The organism is Clostridium thailandense (genome assembly GCF_019207025.1).
GTDB lineage: Bacteria > Bacillota > Clostridia > Clostridiales > Clostridiaceae > Clostridium_AM > Clostridium_AM thailandense.
The window spans coordinates 1-16,743 of record NZ_JAEEGC010000024.1 but is presented as its reverse complement, the minus strand read 5'-3'; the positions used below and the strand labels follow the sequence as shown (position 1 = coordinate 16,743).

Here is a 16,743-nt window from a genome sequence, read left to right as displayed (position 1 = left end):
CGATACTTAACTTATACTCCGGTACATGTTTCCAAGCTTCGGCACGATAAAAACTTTTTGCCAATCTAAAGCTCAGCATTTTGAAAATCTAAGAAGCTTTTATAAACTCGTACCTCAAACATATAAAAACTTCTAAGATTTTCTAAAATGCTTTGCTAAGATTGACTAAAAAGTTTTTATATGTGCCTTCAGCTTTGGAAACCTATACCTGCGTATAGGTTAAGTATCTGGCTTGTTTGTTTATAACAGTAGTTTAACATTATAAACTATATTTATCAAACTATATTTTGTAGTTTACAAACTACAAAATATAGTTTATAATCAAATTGAAGATAAGGAATAATGAACTAGGAAGAATAAATAATATATACTTCATCATTGCCTTGTTATTTATTAATATTTTATTACGTATTTATATGTATTGATGGCACTGTCTATAGATTAATTATTATTAAAAAAATCTTATTACTTATTGAGTTATACAAAAGAAAGGAGTATATTTATGAAAATGTGGAAGAAAAATTTAATAGTATGCTGGTTTGGAATATTTGTGGCAGCTATAGGAATGAGTCAGATTGCCCCAGTATTACCGCTCTATATACAACATCTTGGAGTTCAAGACACAGCAACAATTACAAAAATTTCAGGAATTGCTTTTGGTATCACATTTATAATTTCAGCTGTTTTTTCACCAATCTGGGGGAGCGCAGCTGATAAATATGGTCGAAAGCCAATGATACTTAGAGCAAGCCTTGGTATGGCAATAACAATAGGCTGCATGGGGTTTGCACCAAACGTGTATGTACTTATAGGTTTAAGATTACTTCAAGGTGTAATTACTGGCTATAGCACAGCTTGTACTGCGTTGATTGCAACTCAAACAGATAAAGAACATGCAGGATATGCTTTAGGTACACTTTCAACAGCTAGTATCGCAGGTTCTTTGCTTGGTCCAACTATTGGTGGTTTTATAGATGAGATATTAGGCCTGCAAAGTGTATTTTTTATAACAGGAGCTTTGCTTTTAGTTTCCTTTATTACAACGCTTCTATTTGTAAAAGAATCCTTTATTAGAGAAGATAAAAAGGTACTTACTATCAAAGAGATATGGAGCACTGTTCCAGAAAAAAGTTTAACTGTTACAATGTTTGTGACCTTTTTTATATTATCAGTAGCATTATATTCCGTAGAGCCAATTGTAACAGTATACGTTAAGCAGCTATCTAATAATAGTTCACATATTGCACTTTTAGCTGGACTTACATTTTCAGCTTCGGGTCTTGCAAATATAATGGCGGCTCCAAGACTTGGAAAACTTTCAGATAAGATAGGAGCTCATAAAGTAATGTTAACATGCCTTATAGGTGCGGTGATCATTTTTATACCACAAGCTTTTGTAAAAAATACTTGGCAGTTAATGGGACTTCGTTTTTTATTAGGACTAGCATCTGCAGGGCTTAACCCATCTGTCAATATCATATTAAAAAAGATTACGCCGTCCTCTCTTACTGGTAGAGTATTTGGTTTCAACATGTCGGCAGGATATTTGGGGGTATTTGGAGGATCAGTCTTAGGAGGTCAGGTTGCAGGAATATTAGGGATGCAATACGTCTTTTTTATCACAAGTGCATTGTTATTTATAAATGCGATTTGGGTTTACTTTAGAGTTTATAGAAAATTCAGTTTAAATTAATAATATTAGTAGATTGTTGGATGACTAATTTTTATGAAAAGTATTAAATAATTAATTCTATAAAAATAAAATTAAAAAGGAGATATAAATATGGAAAATTTAAAATTAAATGAAAATGAATTTATTAATGCAGAAAAAAGCGCTCTTGTACTTATAGACTTACAAAATGGAATTACAGCTAGAGAAATTTCTCCTTCACCTTATACAAGTGAAGAAGTTATTCAAAATGCAAGCAAGTTAGTTAATGCGTTTAGTGAAAAAGGAGCTTTTATAGTTCTTGTAAGAGTTTCTACTATAGACGGTAAAGATATGGTTAGACCAAAAACAGATTTAAAAGCTTCTGGAATGAAATATCCAGAAGGATGGGATAACTTAGTACCTGAAATAGCAGATACTAAGAATGCCCATATTATTACAAAGAGACAATGGGGGGCTTTTTACGGAACTGATCTAGATTTACAATTAAGACGTAGAGGAATTGATACTATTATATTAGGTGGGATTTCTACTAACATTGGTGTAGACACTACAGCAAGAGAAGCATATCAGCACGGTTATAATCAAATTTTTGTAGAAGATGCAATGACAGCAGTAACAAAAGAAGAACATGAGTATGTTTGTAAATATATCTTTCCTAGAATTGGTAAGATTAGAACCACAAAAGAAATAGTTTCATCATTAAAATAGAGAATTATTTCTCTCTCTTTATCTATAATGCCAGTAGGCATACGCTGATAATTACATTTCTTGCACTGCCTTTAATGGTGAGTTTGCAGTTGAAAGTTGATTTTTAAATATAGTACGGAATATAAAACGTACCAACGGTCCTATATAGAATATTTGAATACATAAAGCAAATGGAAAGTTGAGAGCTAGTTTTGGCAACCAAAGAAGTGGCACATTTTTAACGAATCCATTATGCAAAATAGTTACAAATAGTGTCATCATAGGAGCCATCATGGATACAGTAAAACCAGCAATAACAACAGTAATAAAAATGGGTTTATCGACACCTGGCTTTAATGATCGAAAGACTAATTTTTTGACTATGGGACCTGCAACAAATTTTTGAGCCAGAAAAGCTACAATGGCTTCATACCACATATCAAAAAATGCATTCAGAAAAGTAGAATAATTTAGTTCGGATTCCAGCACCATATTGTATAAGGTCATACAATAAACCATTGTTATTACCATTATAATGGCAAAAATAAAATCTTGAAACTTTATTTTTGGCATAATTTCCTCCTAATTTTAGACATTGTATTTATAAAACAAAAAAACAACGAGCAGTGGAATCAACTGGATTTACGTGATCCACACTACTCGTTGTTTTATTTATTATATCATTTTTTTTCATTTATATAAATTATTATTCAAGAGGAATAGTAAAAGTAACATTTGTACCTTTTTCAAGTTCACGGGCTTATAGACGTTAAATTTGATACTGATTTAAATGCATCAGACTTAAAAGATATAGTAAAGTAAGGAATAAATAAATTATTCGTAATTTAAAATGCAAGCTACTGCTTCCAAAAGCGATACCTATAAAAGCCAGACCTATTTTATCTATTCACTGCAAGAGGCAGTTCAACGGTAAAAGTAGTTATAGTATTTATAATACTTTTTGCATATATTCTGCCTTTGTGCTGCTCAACTATGGATTTTGCTATAGCAAGACCTAGCCCATAGCCGCCGCTGTTTTTAGAACGGGATTTATCTATTCGGTAAAAACGGTCAAAAATATGCTTTATATCATTTTCAGGTATTCCTTTTCCTGTATTGGAAAATGTCATTACAGCCTTATTATTATATTTTTTTAATTCTAGAGAAATCTTACCGTGAGAGTTGGTATATTTCAAAGCATTGTCTAGTAAAATCATTACAACTTGCTTAAGCTTCTCACTGTTTCCGTGACAAATAATCTCAGGAGTAATATCATAATCCAGTAGAAGGTTACTTTCAAAAATAGAAGCCTCCATGGTTAAAATAATATTTTCTACAGCTTCACTTAAGTTAAAATCAGTAGAAATAAGCCTTATATCTGAATTATCCGCCTGAGCAAGATACAGTAAATCATTAGTTAACTTAGTCATTCTATGAACCTCGGATTTTATATAGTAAATCCATTTGGATTGATTGCTTATAGTATCTTCACTGTTTGCTAAAAGTACATCGGTATTAGTATTTATAACAGCAAGTGGTGTTTTTAATTCATGAGAGGCATCTGCGATAAACTGCTCTTGTTTGTCAAAGGTTTCTTTAATAGGTTTTATAGCTTTATTAGCAAAAAATCTGCTTATAAAGAAAATGACAATTAACATTATAAAAGCTACAGCTGCAAAAGTATAAATCAGATTTGTTAGATAATTATATCGATCTGTCACATCTAAAAATATCAATTTATACACTGACTCCTCTGAAGATGGTTTACGCATGAACTCCCAATAAGTATCATCAAGCTCAAAGCTGCCTCTGTCTGCTTTTAAATTTAAAGCCTTTTCACTTGCTGTTTTATAAAATTCTTCATTCATATCAAAGGTGGATGAATGACTTAACAGATTATTGTTATTATTCATTATCAATATAAAAGAAGCTGAACGTTCAAAAGAATGTTTTTCATCATTAGAATTACTGCCATTTATATTAGATCTTTTTGGTTCTTTATTTGGTTTTCCCTTGGCTTCTAATAATCTATTCATCTCAAGGGTTATATCATTATGAACACTTCTATAGGTAATTAGATATATGCTTGTGAAAGAAATTACCATCATAATAGAAATAATAATTAAATTTAACATTAGAAATTTGTTTCTAAGTTGTTTAAACATATCTAACCTTCCTTCTATTTAATTTGCATTAGTTTGATTCTAATATATAGCCAACTCCTCTTAAGGTATTAATAGTAACCTTAGAGTTTAAGTAATTTAGTTTTTTCCTTAAAAAAGAAATATAAACTTCTACATGGTTATGTTCTGCCTCAGAGTCAAACCCCCATACCTTTTCAATTATCAGCTCTTTTGAAGTAGCTAAGTTTTTTCTTGTAATAAGAAGTGATAAAAGCTCTGCTTCCTTAAGTATAAGCTTAATTTCTTTATCTTCCTTAGTTAACTTTAAGGTAGAGGTGTTAAGCTGCAAGTCTCCAAATTTTAGAGAGTTATCCAGCACCACTTCACCTTTTCGTCTTGACAGTGCTCTTATACGAGCAAGCAGTTCTTCGCTTGCAAAAGGCTTTGCCAGATAATCATCTGCACCGCTGTCCAGACCAATTACTTTATCAGAAATTTCTCCTCTTGCAGTTAAAAGTATTACAGGAGTAGATAGCCCAGCTTTTCTAATTTCTTTAAGAATGCTTATACCATCCCTTTTAGGAAGCATAATATCTAAAATTATTAAGTCGTAGATATCGCTTAAGGCATTATCCAGCCCAATTTCTCCATCATTTGCAGTATCAACAACATAATTATTTTTCTTTAATATTTGTGCTAAAGCCTCAGCTAAAGGAAGTTCATCCTCTACTATTAAAATTCTCATTTCATATTCACCTCAACATTTGTATGTATTTATCTAATTATATCATAACAAACCTTTAATAAAGCTTAAATGAACTTAGCTCATAAACCTTAAATAAAACTAAAGTCATTTAAGTTTTATTTAAGGTTACACCTTTAAAATAAGATTAAGACGACAGAGCTTGTGAGAGTTACAATAGTAAAAGATTTGGGAGGAATTAAATATGAAAACAAAGATGAAAAATATGCGATATATACGTTATGCTGTACAAAGCACAGGAATTTTTTTAACTGTTATAGGCCTTTTTACTAATTATCCTATGGTGAATTCAATTTTATTAGGAGCTACTATTATTATGGGACCTGTGTTTTGTGGGTGGATTTGTCCTTTTGGTACATTACAGGATATTTTTGCGAGTATTGGAAGAAGATTAGGTATAAAAAAACATATAATGCCAGCAAAACTAAAAAAGGTTCTCGCTTTTTCAAGATATATTTTGTTGCTTGTTACTATATTAATTACTGCAGATTTTATTTTTAATCTTTTGAGTTTAGACCCTCGCGCAAATTTTACAACTTTCCTTGGAGATAGAACAGTTGCTATAACAGGATGGATTATAATATTTATATTTCTTGGCATTTCAATGTTCTTTGAAAGACCTTTCTGTAACTATCTTTGTATTGAAGGTGCAAAGTTTGGAGTATTAGGTAGTATAAGACCTTTTACTATTATAAGAAATAGTAATACTTGTGTAGGATGTAATAAATGTAATAGGACTTGTCCGATGAATATTGATGTGGCTTCTTATGCTCAGGTTAGATCTCTGCAATGCATAAACTGTATGGAATGTGTTGCTGCCTGTCCTGTAAAAAATACTTTAACTCTTGGAGTTGTTCCAGTTAACAAAATACTAAAAAAAGTAATGGTATCATTGGCTGCAGTGGCATTTGTGTTTGTGGTGTATAAAGGTATAAATACAGATTCTTTATTTAGTCTATCTGCAAGTAATAATTCTGCAGTAAGTTCCACTGTAATAGCTGGGGAAACCGCTTTAGGATATGGAGATGGAAAAGGTATAGCAGATGGAGTATATAAAGGAACAGGTAATGGCTTTAGGGGTCAGATGACAGTTGAAGTAACTGTAAAAAATGAGCAAATTACAGAAGTAAAGGTTATAGAAACCAACGATGATGCTAAATGGTTTGACAGGGCTTATAGCACGGTAGTTTCTAGCATTATTAGCAAGCAAACTGTAGAGGTAGATTCTGTGTCTGGGGCAACTTACTCCTCTATGGGCATAAAAGAAGCAGTATCCAATGCGCTGCAAAATGCAGGAGGTAAAAATGTTAAGAATATTGTAAATGACCTGCCTGCAGCTGGTGAGCAACAACATAGAAAAAGAAAATAAGTTATTTAAGTAAGTTAGCATGAATTTTATTTTCGTGCTAACTTTTTGCATAGTACCGTTGAGAATGTGTTTACCATATAAATGCTCCTAAGATTTTCTAAAATGTTTCGCTAAGACTCACTAAAAAATTTTTATATGTGCTTTTAGCTTTGGAAACATCTGCCTGCGCATAAGTCAACTTTCTGGTGCTGTTCTCTATAGTACGACAGCCTAATTTGTTTTTCTAGCAACTTCTAAAGGGTTATGAGAGTATTTGTTAAATAAAAAATATGATACGCTTGATAATGAAGTTAACTTTGCAGCAGGATACATTTATTACTTAATCTTGTGCTGCAAAATGAAAGTATGATATTTATAATGAATGAGGTTTCATTGTGCGCAGATGAAATTATCTCAAAGGATTTAGATAATTATGGTGACATGTTGTTAAGACTTTCATATTCATATATGAAAAATGTACATGATGCAGAAGATGTTGTACAGGAAGTTTTTGTGCAGCTGTTTAAAAGTATAGACAATTTTAATAGTGAGGATTATAAAAGGTATTGGCTTGTTTGTGTTACTAGAAATATATGCAAAAATAAGTTAAAATCTTCATGGTTTAAAAGACGTGCAGAGATAGTAGAAATGCCGTATTATGATGAATATGAAGATAACAGTGTTCTTAATGAAGTGATGAAACTTCCCCTAAAATACAGAGAAATTATTCATTTATATTATTATGAGAATTATAATACTGTAGAAATTGCATTTATACTACATAAGAAAGAATCAACGGTACGATCACTATTGAGTAGAGGAAGGAATCTGCTAAAGGAAGTATTAAAGGAGGAGTATGATTTTGAGTAAGAAGTATAAAGAAGAATTGAATAAAATTGTTATGAATGAAGAAATGAAGAAAAGAATACTCAATAATGTACTCAATGAAAATAGCTAAATTAAAAGAAAAAAATATCATTTAAGAAAAATACATATGCAAATTGCTGCAGCTTGTTTTTTGGTTGTTATATGTTTTAGTGCTGCTAAAAATTTTATGCAACAAAATAGAAGTTTACCAAAACAAATATCTCAAAATGCATATGATAAAAATAAAGATTTGCATAATAAAGAACAAAGCAACAATAATCATAATGAAGAAAGTAATAATAGTGTACAAGAACGTCAAAATATAGAACAACATGATAATATAGACACTAATTCTCCTAAAAATAAGTTACAAGAAAATACTAATGACAACAACAAATTACAAGCTAATGAAAATTCATCGGATAAAAAGGAAGGAAAATTAAGAAATTCAGAGACTAATATCCAAGCAAATGAAAATGTTAAAAACTCAGATAATGTAAAAAATGACAAAGGTACAACACAAGAAGAAGCTGTACCTAAGGATACTAGCAATGAGGATTCAAATGCGTCTCCTGTAGTTACTGGAGGGAATCCCATAAAAGAATATAAAACAATAGAAGAAGCTGAAGATGCAGTTAAATTTAAAATTAATACTATTAAAGTGTTACCAGATAAATTTAACATAGATAATATATCTGTTATATCAGAAGAAATAATACAAATAGAATACAATAATGGAAAAGATACAATTAATTTCTAAAATAAGTAACATAATGTTTAGGTAACCCATAGTATATAACTATAAAAATAGATCATAGCGATCTTAAAAAATACAAAAGAGGGGTTATGTATGAGTTATTATGTTGATGAATCATATAATGGTCACAGTCATTACAAAGTTAGCAGTGAATCAGGAAGTAATTCGAGCAAATCAAGAAGTAGTTCGAGTAAATCAAGAAGTAGTTCGAGTAAATCAAGAAGTAGATCAAGAAGTAACTCAAGTAAATCTCAAAGTAGATCAAATCAATCATATAGTAGACCATATAGTGAATCATACAGTGAATCAGATAGTCGATAACCTTATTTGAAACAAGCGTAAGATTAGAGATATGGATAGATATTATAAAACTGGAGAAAAGATAAATGGATATTCCATTTTAAAAATAATAGGTGAAGGCAGATATGGAATTGCGTATTTGGCAGTGAATGACAAATATGAGAAATGCGTGATAAAACAATTGAAACAAGCTATGCTTGAGGATACTAGAGAAAAGTTATTTTATGAAGAGAAGATATTGAAAGCTTTAAACAATCCAAAGTTTCCTAAATTTATATCAAAATTTAATGATGAAGATAGAGAAGGCTATATATTAGAATATATTGAAGGAAAAGTATTTCAAGATTTATTAGTCATAGACAAATATGAATTTAATAAAGAAGAGATTTACAGAATTGGATGGCAGCTTTTAGAGCTAGTGGATATATTGCATAATAATGGAATAGTGCACCGTGATATTAGGCTTCCTAATGTAATATTGAAAGAAAGCAAAGATATAGCCTTGATTGATTTTGGACTAGCCAGAATAATCGATAATAAAAGATATGTAAAAGATATAGATTATTGGTTTATAGGTGATTTTTTAATTCATCTATATTATTCGTCATATGAAGTAACCGATACAGAAGATAAACCCTGGTATGAAGAACTTGATTTAAATTCAGAAGAAGAAACTTTTTTAAAAAAGTTAATGAATATCGAAGGGAATTATGAAAGCATTGAAGAAGTAAAGAAACAACTTGAAAAAATTAAAAATACAAATTGATATTGGAGATAGACCATATGATTAGGAATTTTAGTTCTAATATCATATGGTTTTATTTCATAATAAGCATAGGATTAAATTGAGGAGGTATTTATTATGCCAAATTCAATAGAGATATTAAAAATGTACCCGGAAAGCTTCAGAGCTAATTTATATTCTGTCAAACCTTTTAGGATGATTGGATTGATAGATGTAAGTATTAAATATATTTATGGAATAGAAAGAGTAACTTTAGCATATTTTAGATCATCAGGAACTAATAGTGGAAAAATAAAGGGATTATGGTATCCTATTGTTGGGATAAAAACCTGTACAGGAGCCTTCACAGACTTTACAGAATATTTAAATTTTGTATTGACAAACACTACAAGGATGGGAATGGCAGATGAGGGATGGTTGGCTAAATCCTTATTTTTTCCAATGGAATATGCGAATAATTCGATGATTAGAGGCTTTTCTAATGGAATGCATTATGAAAGCCTTTTGAAAATAGGTGAAACTTTAAGAGATTTGTATGAAAATAATGAATTTCAAGAAATGAGCTCATTAGATGGATATGAATTAAATAGTATAGTAACTTCAAAAAAAATATATCAAGATAATAATCATACTCAAAGAGAAAACTTTGAGAAATTTGTAGAAGATATATTTAATGAAATTTAGTAGTATTATATAGGTGTCTAAATATATAATAAAATATGAGAATTGGAAATTATGAAGAATTCTCTTTATTTTGGTTACCTTGAGAATTCAAGTTTATTGGTACAGCCGACCAACAGTTAGTAGTGTAAAACTAACTGTTGGTTTTTTATTTTTAATATAACCAATTTGTTCTTTTGGATGTCTTTTTTAATAAGATTGCACCAATCTCCATAAGTTGTAGCCACATATAATTCAGCATTATGTGCCCAGCCATGATAAGCAGCACATAGAAAATCTTGTTCTGGTATTCAAAAAATAAGAGTAGTGTCACTGATATTTTTTATAGTAAATGTAACACAATGTTTTTGAAATGCATAATTATAATAGGATAGGGGTTTAAATAGGAGTGAAAAAATGATAAATTTTCAATCTTTTCATGGTAAAATTACTATGATTGATGACTTTTGGGTACAGCCCAATGGAGAAGAATTAGGATGTTACAAATTAGTGTCTGTACAAAATAGATATGGAGACTTAGTAAATTTCGTGGTGTCACCAGATACTTATTTTGTAGATCATGTAATGGTGGGAGTAGGAGATATGGTAACCGGATTTTATGATGCAAATGCACCAACTCCTATGATTTTTTCGCCTCAATTTAGAGCAATCGTTATGGTAAGAGATACACAATATCAAAAAGTGAAAGTAGACTATTTTAACAGACAGTTGGTGAGCAGTGATAATAAATTAAGATTAAATATTTCACCATGTACTAAGATAATACTTAAAAATGATCAAGCTTTTACTAAAAATCCTGCAAATCACAATCTAATTGTTGTCTATGGTTTTACTACAATGAGTATACCAGCCCAAACCACGCCATATAAAATTATTGTAATGTGCTAGATTATGAATAAATATAGGGATCTTTTATTACTGATCCTATCATAACAATTATAAAAAAGAATAATTATTTGATGCCGTATTGTTCAGAAACTTGAATTTTACGGTATTTTTGCGTTGCAATATCAATATTATGTTGATGTACTATAAATTTACGATGGATAAAATTCTTTTTTAAAAGGAGTCTCAATATTAAATTATTGCAACACTTTTATAATGTAGATTGCATTCAAACTTGACTTTCCCTAATAGTTACCATATAATTAATTTACGAACGGTCGTAAGGGAGATGATTAAGTGACTATTACAGAAATTAAAAAAGCTGCATTATCAAATTTTACTGAGAAGGGGTATGATGGTACTTCACTTTCGGACATTGCTCAGAAAGTTGGGATTAAAAAACAATCAATTTATTCTCATTTTAAAAGCAAAGATGAACTGTTTCTTACAGTTATGCATGAAGTTGTTAATGAAGAAAGAAATTTTTTACATCAGTTTTTTGATGAGCATCAGCCTGACTTAAAGAATTATTTAGAGAATCTTATTCTGGAATTTAAAGAACGATATATAAATAATGAGGAATGTAATATGAAATTTGTATTACGTATGGCTTATATGCCTCCGGTTCATTTGAGAGAAGAAGTTATTCAAGATTTTACATTATATTTTTTAGAACTTGAAAACTTGCTAAATGAATTATTTTTAAATACAAAAGCTTTTTCAGCAAGGGCCGAAATAGTTACTCTTTCTTTTTTGACTTTGTTAGATGGGCTATTAGTGGCATTAATGTATGGAGGGATTGAAAGATTTAATCAAAAATTTCAAGCCTCTTGGGAAATATATTGGAAGGGTTTATTAAATGGATAAATTTCTGAAAGTTTAATTTAGCGAGAGGGGTTCTGTATGAGTGAAAATAAAATCTCTGAAAAATATACTTATATTATTTTAATATTTACACTTATTTCAATTATTAGCTGTGTCATATTAAAAATATTCTTATTTTACGGTTTTCTAGTAAGCATAATTGTTGCCTCGTGTCTATTTATAAAAAGCGGATTTTCCATAATTGAATTATTTAATATGATAAAACAGGGACTTTGTGAATGTAAATCGTTATTTATTTTAATAGCATTAATTGGTGCCATGATTTCTGTATGGGTGTCCTCAGGAGTTGTACCAACTATGCTATACTATGGACTTAAATATATGAAAGGTGTGAATTTTCTATTTGCTGCTTTTATTCTTACATCCATAGTTTCAATATTTATGGGTACAGCATTTGGAGTTATAAGTAGTGTAGGAATTGCGCTACTGGGATTAGCAAAGATATTTGGAATTCCGAACTTTATTCTTTTAGGAGCTGTGGTTTCGGGAGCTTTTATGGCAGATAAATGTTCCCCAATATCAAGTCTTTTTAATCTTACACTTGAAAGCATAAGAATAAATTATAAAGAAGCTTTAATATCCATTTTAAAGACATTATTACCAACTTATTTTATATCGGGTTTGCTGTATTATTTCATAGGTAAAAAATATAGTGTAGCTCTTGCGAATTCCCATGTAGATAATTTCATTTCAGCCATTCATGGAAATTTTATTATTTCTCCATTATTATTACTTTTGCCTATAAGCATTATAATTATGTCATTTCTAGGAATGAAGATGATAAAATCAGTATCTATAGCATTAATTGCTGGAATAATTGTATCTATTGGTTTACAGAAAGCAAACTTTAATGATGTTATTGCTGCCATGCTTAATGGGTATAGATCAACAACTAGTTCTGTTGAATTAAACTCAGTTTTAGTTAGTGGGGGTATCGTGTCTATGATATCGGTATTACTTATAATAGCAGGTGCAGTCAGTTTAAGCAGTATATTTCAAGGAACAGGTCTTATAATGCCTATAATCAAAAGGATCACAATAAAAATTAAATCAAATGAAGAACTTGTTTTGAAGACGGGATTTATAAGTAGTGTATTGACAGCGGTTAGTGATCAGAGCGTTGGTATAATAGTGCCTGGAAAATTTTTAGCCGACAAGTATAAGGAATTGGGAATTAAGAATTCTATTTTAGCTAGAACAATAATAGACACTGGAACAATTATTGCACCACTTATACCATGGAATGTAAATTCATTATTTATTTTTGTAACTACAGGAATTCCTACTGTGGCATATGCCCCTTATGCAGTGTTATGCTATATATCGCCTATTATTACATTTATATTTTCTTATCTGAATAAATTCAAAAGTGGAAAACATGTAGAAAAAATAGATGTTGAAAATGTATAACAAATAATAATTAAAAATTATAAAAAAACTCTTGCAAACAAATAATAATTATTATATAATAATAAATGTAGATAAGAAAATAAAAAAACAAGATATAAATAATTAAATTTGAATTGGAGGAATATTAAATGAAAAAATTTGTTTGTACAGTATGTGGATATATACACGAAGGAGAGACTGCACCAGAAAAGTGCCCAACATGCGGAGTTGGAAGTGATAAGTTTATTGAGAAAGTAGAATCTCAATTTGTTTGGGCTGATGAGCACAAAATAGGAGTAGCAAAAGGTGTTAATCCTGAGGTAATAGAAGGTTTAAGAGCAAATTTTACAGGTGAATGTACAGAAGTTGGTATGTACCTAGCTATGAGCAGGCAAGCTGACAGAGAGGGATATCCAGAAGTAGCAGAAGCTTATAAGAGAATAGCTTTTGAAGAAGCAGAACATGCAGCAAAATTTGCTGAATTATTAGGAGAAGTAGTTGAAGCAGATACTAAGAAAAACCTTCAAATGAGAGTAGAAGCAGAACATGGAGCAACTCAAGGAAAGAAGGATTTAGCTACTTTAGCTAAAAAATTAAATTTAGATGCTATACATGACACTGTACATGAAATGTGTAAAGATGAAGCAAGACATGGAAGTGCCTTCCAAGGTCTTTTAAATAGATATTTTAAATAAGATATATACTTTCGTGGCTCACAAAGCTCCTATAACCCTTTGTAAATAAAGGGTTGTAGGGGCTTTTTTATATACCAACGATTAGTATGCAGTACACGGATTGAGGAACGAAGGTACATGCTATAAGAATTATGCTTTTAGGGTTTTGGATAAATTTCAAGGGAAAACTCGTGGGAAACTTTCTGAAAATGAGGGATAAAGAATGAATAACATAAAAGAGCACTTTTTTAGTTTTTTCACTAATATAAAGTACTCTTTTCAAAAATTGAGTTATATTATAACTATAATGTTTGCTTAGCAGATGCAACTGTTATTTCTAATACTCTACTTAAAAAAGGAAATTTTTTCTTCATCATATCAAAGTCGGAACCCTCTACAAGGAATTTTGCAGTTCCTTCTATTAAAAATCCTGTTCCAGGATATTGATGTCCCATAACTTCTTTGGAACCTAAAGTAACTTTAACTTTATTATTTGCTTCTATGTTTTTTTGAGTTCTTCTCATGCCTCCTGCAGGTAATAATATCCTATCATCTTCAGTAACATTAAGAAATGAATGCCAAGTATTAACTACATGCGCCTCGTTGTTACTACAAGATACTATAGCTACTACACCTTCATGTGATATAACTTCAAGCAATTTTTCATTTAACATTTAAATTCCTCCTCTGTAATTCTACAAATTTAATTATTTTAATATTTTTAAAAGTTTTAATTTGTGCACATTGACTTTTCTATAAAACAATTATACAATCGATGTGTAATCATCAAAAGTGCCAATTAATTTTATTTTATAGGATACAGTTCATAAAGGGAGTGTTAAAAAAAATGATTGTTCTAGATAACGATTCAAGAGTCCCACTATATTTGCAAATTTATGAGCAGTTAAAAGAAGAAATAATTTCAGGACAGCTTTTGGAAGGCAGTAAGCTATATTCAACACGAACGCTTGCAACAACATTAAATGTCAGTAGAAATACAGTAGAAAGTGCTTATCTACAACTTTCTTCTGAAGGATATGTCACAAGTAAAGCAGGCAGCGGATTCATAGTTGAGAAACTAGATAGTATGCTGCTCACTAAGTTAAAGCTAGATAACTCTGTCAATATTGAGAAATATAAAAAAACTACTTTACCTAAGATGAATTCTGATAATAATTGTAAGTATAATTTCAAATATGGAAAGTTAAATGCTTCTGATTTTCCTTTGCGCTTATGGAGAAGGATATCAAATAAATGCTTGGCCTCTATAGATGCTGAGGTTATGACATTCTATACTAGCAGTAAAGGCGAAAAAGAATTACGAATAGAAATAATGACTTATTTAAATAAGTCAAGGGGTGTCTCATGTACCTCAGAACAGATTATTATTACTTCAGGCTTTGAACAGTGTTTAAGTTTACTATGCCAGATGTTCAGAAACAATTTTTCTAAAGTAGCTTTAGAAGATCCTGGCTACATTGGTGCAAGAAAGATTTTTAATAATAACGGATATGATGTTGTTCCAATTAGCTTAGACAAGGATGGAATAAATATTACTGAATTAGAAAATAGTTCCACAAATATAGTATATGTAACCCCCTCACATCAATTTCCGACTGGATCAGTGATGCCAATTCAAAAAAGATTGCAATTATTAGATTGGGCAAGAAGAGAAAATGGAATTATAATTGAAGATGATTATGATAGTGAACTTCGTTACAATTCAAGGCCAATACCTTCAATACAAGGTATTGATTCAAAAGGTTGTGTTATATATATTGGTACTTTTTCAAAGTCTTTGTCCCCAAGCTTGCGATTGAATTATATGGTATTACCCCAATCATTACTAGAAATATATGATAATTTTTTTAGTAGCTACCAAACCTCAGTTCCAATAGTTGAGCAAAAAATAATTCAACAGTTTATGCATTTAGGACATTGGGATAGTCATCTGCGTAAAATATCTCTTCTAAACAAAAGAAGACATGATACGTTAATCCACTCTATTCATAGATTTATGGGAGACAATGTTATTATTCATGGTAAAAATGCAGGTTTGCATATCTTGCTAGAATTAAATAATGGATTATCTGAAGAAGAGATAATAGAAAAAGCTAAAGAATATGGTGTTATAGTCTCTCCTGTATCTACATATTGGTTACGCAAGGATAAATATCCTAATAATATGGTTTTCCTTGGTTTTGGTGGAATGACTGACAGTGAGATTGCTGAAGGTATTAATTTACTTAGTAAAGCATGGTTTAGTAAGTAAATCCTAGAAACAAGAGTTTCCATTTACAAACGTAGAAACATTGAGAAAGAGAATGAAAGAAATATTATAAATATAAAAATAGATATTGACACTTTGAGTTCTAATTGTTAAACTATAAATAGTTAGAATTCAAAGTTTATTTTAGGAGGAATTTGAATGACTAATTTTAAATATTCTATACAAACACCATATTCACAATTAATAAGAAGTATTGCGATAAAAATGAAACTTAGTTCTGATGAAAAAGTAAAAAAGTTAGGATTAAATTCTCAACAAGGATCCATAATAGGTTATATTTATGAACATCAAGACAGTGGCATTATTCAGAAAGATTTGGCACGAGCATTTCAACGTACAGAAGCAAGCATTACAAGTATGCTTCAAGGGTTAGAGAAAAAAGGATATATAGAAAGAAGAATTCCTAAAGAGAATGAGAGACAAAAATATATATATGTATTGCCTAAAGGTGCTGAATTAATAGAAGATTTTAATAAATCAGTGGTTGAGTCAGAGGAAAATATTATTGCAAGCTTGACGGAACAAGAAAAAGAGACGTTGTTAGCTTTGCTATTGAAAGTAGATAGAAATTTATAAGTTATTAATATAATAACTTATACCTAAAAACTTAGAATTCTAAGAATATGAATTCTAAGAATACTTATTGCGGAGGATAAAAGGTTGAAAATTAAAGTATG

The 16,743-nt window shown here is 30.2% G+C and carries 18 protein-coding genes; 14 read left to right on the top strand and 4 right to left on the bottom strand.

Annotated features, from left to right (window positions below):
* Positions 1-502 precede the first annotated feature (502 nt).
* Complete coding sequence (locus I6U48_RS05710; RefSeq protein WP_218319446.1) at positions 503-1,693, top strand: multidrug efflux MFS transporter; 1,191 nt, start codon at positions 503-505, stop codon at positions 1,691-1,693.
* Between the two features lie 90 nt (positions 1,694-1,783).
* Entirely contained in the window at positions 1,784-2,380 is a 597-nt protein-coding gene (locus I6U48_RS05705) for a hydrolase (protein ID WP_218319445.1), read from the top strand.
* Positions 2,381-2,431: 51 nt separating this feature from the next.
* On the opposite strand, the gene I6U48_RS05700 is transcribed toward I6U48_RS05705, so the two are convergent.
* From I6U48_RS05700 to I6U48_RS05690, 3 genes are all read right to left on the bottom strand, one after another.
* Positions 2,432-2,932: a DUF2798 domain-containing protein gene (locus I6U48_RS05700; RefSeq protein WP_218319444.1), complete on the bottom strand. Its 501-nt coding sequence runs from the start codon at positions 2,930-2,932 to the stop codon at positions 2,432-2,434.
* A 326-nt stretch (positions 2,933-3,258) separates the two neighbouring features.
* Positions 3,259-4,524, bottom strand: coding sequence for a sensor histidine kinase (locus I6U48_RS05695; RefSeq protein ID WP_218319443.1), 1,266 nt, complete (start codon positions 4,522-4,524; stop codon positions 3,259-3,261).
* A 28-nt stretch (positions 4,525-4,552) separates the two neighbouring features.
* Complete coding sequence (locus tag I6U48_RS05690) at positions 4,553-5,227, bottom strand: response regulator transcription factor (protein ID WP_218319442.1); 675 nt, start codon at positions 5,225-5,227, stop codon at positions 4,553-4,555.
* 202 nt (positions 5,228-5,429) lie between these two features.
* Here I6U48_RS05690 and I6U48_RS05685 point away from each other — a divergent pair, with 202 nt between their 5' ends.
* The 10 genes from I6U48_RS05685 (at position 5,430) to I6U48_RS05640 (ending at position 13,797) form a co-directional block, all read left to right on the top strand.
* Positions 5,430-6,614 (top strand): FMN-binding protein, encoded by a 1,185-nt coding sequence (locus tag I6U48_RS05685; protein WP_218319441.1) that lies wholly within the window; start codon positions 5,430-5,432, stop codon positions 6,612-6,614.
* 357 nt (positions 6,615-6,971) lie between these two features.
* The gene (locus I6U48_RS05680; RefSeq protein WP_218319447.1) at positions 6,972-7,463 is read left to right on the top strand and encodes a sigma-70 family RNA polymerase sigma factor; all 492 of its coding nucleotides are present in this window, start codon (positions 6,972-6,974) and stop codon (positions 7,461-7,463) included.
* A 124-nt stretch (positions 7,464-7,587) separates the two neighbouring features.
* Complete coding sequence (locus I6U48_RS05675; protein ID WP_218319440.1) at positions 7,588-8,220, top strand: hypothetical protein; 633 nt, start codon at positions 7,588-7,590, stop codon at positions 8,218-8,220.
* A gap of 90 nt (positions 8,221-8,310) precedes the next feature.
* The gene (locus I6U48_RS05670) at positions 8,311-8,538 is read left to right on the top strand and encodes a hypothetical protein (RefSeq protein WP_218319439.1); all 228 of its coding nucleotides are present in this window, start codon (positions 8,311-8,313) and stop codon (positions 8,536-8,538) included.
* A gap of 31 nt (positions 8,539-8,569) precedes the next feature.
* Positions 8,570-9,283: a serine/threonine-protein kinase gene (locus I6U48_RS05665; RefSeq protein WP_218319438.1), complete on the top strand. Its 714-nt coding sequence runs from the start codon at positions 8,570-8,572 to the stop codon at positions 9,281-9,283.
* Positions 9,284-9,379: 96 nt separating this feature from the next.
* Positions 9,380-9,946, top strand: coding sequence for a hypothetical protein (locus I6U48_RS05660; protein WP_218319437.1), 567 nt, complete (start codon positions 9,380-9,382; stop codon positions 9,944-9,946).
* Positions 9,947-10,339: 393 nt separating this feature from the next.
* The gene (locus tag I6U48_RS05655) at positions 10,340-10,831 is read left to right on the top strand and encodes a hypothetical protein (RefSeq protein WP_218319436.1); all 492 of its coding nucleotides are present in this window, start codon (positions 10,340-10,342) and stop codon (positions 10,829-10,831) included.
* Between the two features lie 294 nt (positions 10,832-11,125).
* On the top strand, positions 11,126-11,695 hold the full coding sequence (locus tag I6U48_RS05650) for a TetR/AcrR family transcriptional regulator (protein WP_218319435.1): 570 nt from the start codon (positions 11,126-11,128) through the stop codon (positions 11,693-11,695).
* A gap of 36 nt (positions 11,696-11,731) precedes the next feature.
* The gene (locus I6U48_RS05645) at positions 11,732-13,123 is read left to right on the top strand and encodes a Na+/H+ antiporter NhaC family protein (RefSeq protein WP_218319434.1); all 1,392 of its coding nucleotides are present in this window, start codon (positions 11,732-11,734) and stop codon (positions 13,121-13,123) included.
* A 128-nt stretch (positions 13,124-13,251) separates the two neighbouring features.
* Positions 13,252-13,797: an NADH peroxidase gene (locus tag I6U48_RS05640; RefSeq protein ID WP_218319433.1), complete on the top strand. Its 546-nt coding sequence runs from the start codon at positions 13,252-13,254 to the stop codon at positions 13,795-13,797.
* A gap of 281 nt (positions 13,798-14,078) precedes the next feature.
* Here the strand turns inward: I6U48_RS05640 and I6U48_RS05635 are convergent, their stop codons facing one another.
* On the bottom strand, positions 14,079-14,450 hold the full coding sequence (locus I6U48_RS05635; RefSeq protein WP_218319432.1) for a pyridoxamine 5'-phosphate oxidase family protein: 372 nt from the start codon (positions 14,448-14,450) through the stop codon (positions 14,079-14,081).
* Between the two features lie 173 nt (positions 14,451-14,623).
* Here I6U48_RS05635 and pdxR point away from each other — a divergent pair, with 173 nt between their 5' ends.
* Both pdxR and I6U48_RS05625 read left to right on the top strand, forming a co-directional pair.
* Positions 14,624-16,048 (top strand): MocR-like pyridoxine biosynthesis transcription factor PdxR, encoded by a 1,425-nt coding sequence (pdxR, locus tag I6U48_RS05630; RefSeq protein ID WP_218319431.1) that lies wholly within the window; start codon positions 14,624-14,626, stop codon positions 16,046-16,048.
* A 156-nt stretch (positions 16,049-16,204) separates the two neighbouring features.
* Positions 16,205-16,642 (top strand): MarR family winged helix-turn-helix transcriptional regulator, encoded by a 438-nt coding sequence (locus I6U48_RS05625; protein WP_218319430.1) that lies wholly within the window; start codon positions 16,205-16,207, stop codon positions 16,640-16,642.
* Positions 16,643-16,743 lie beyond the last annotated feature (101 nt).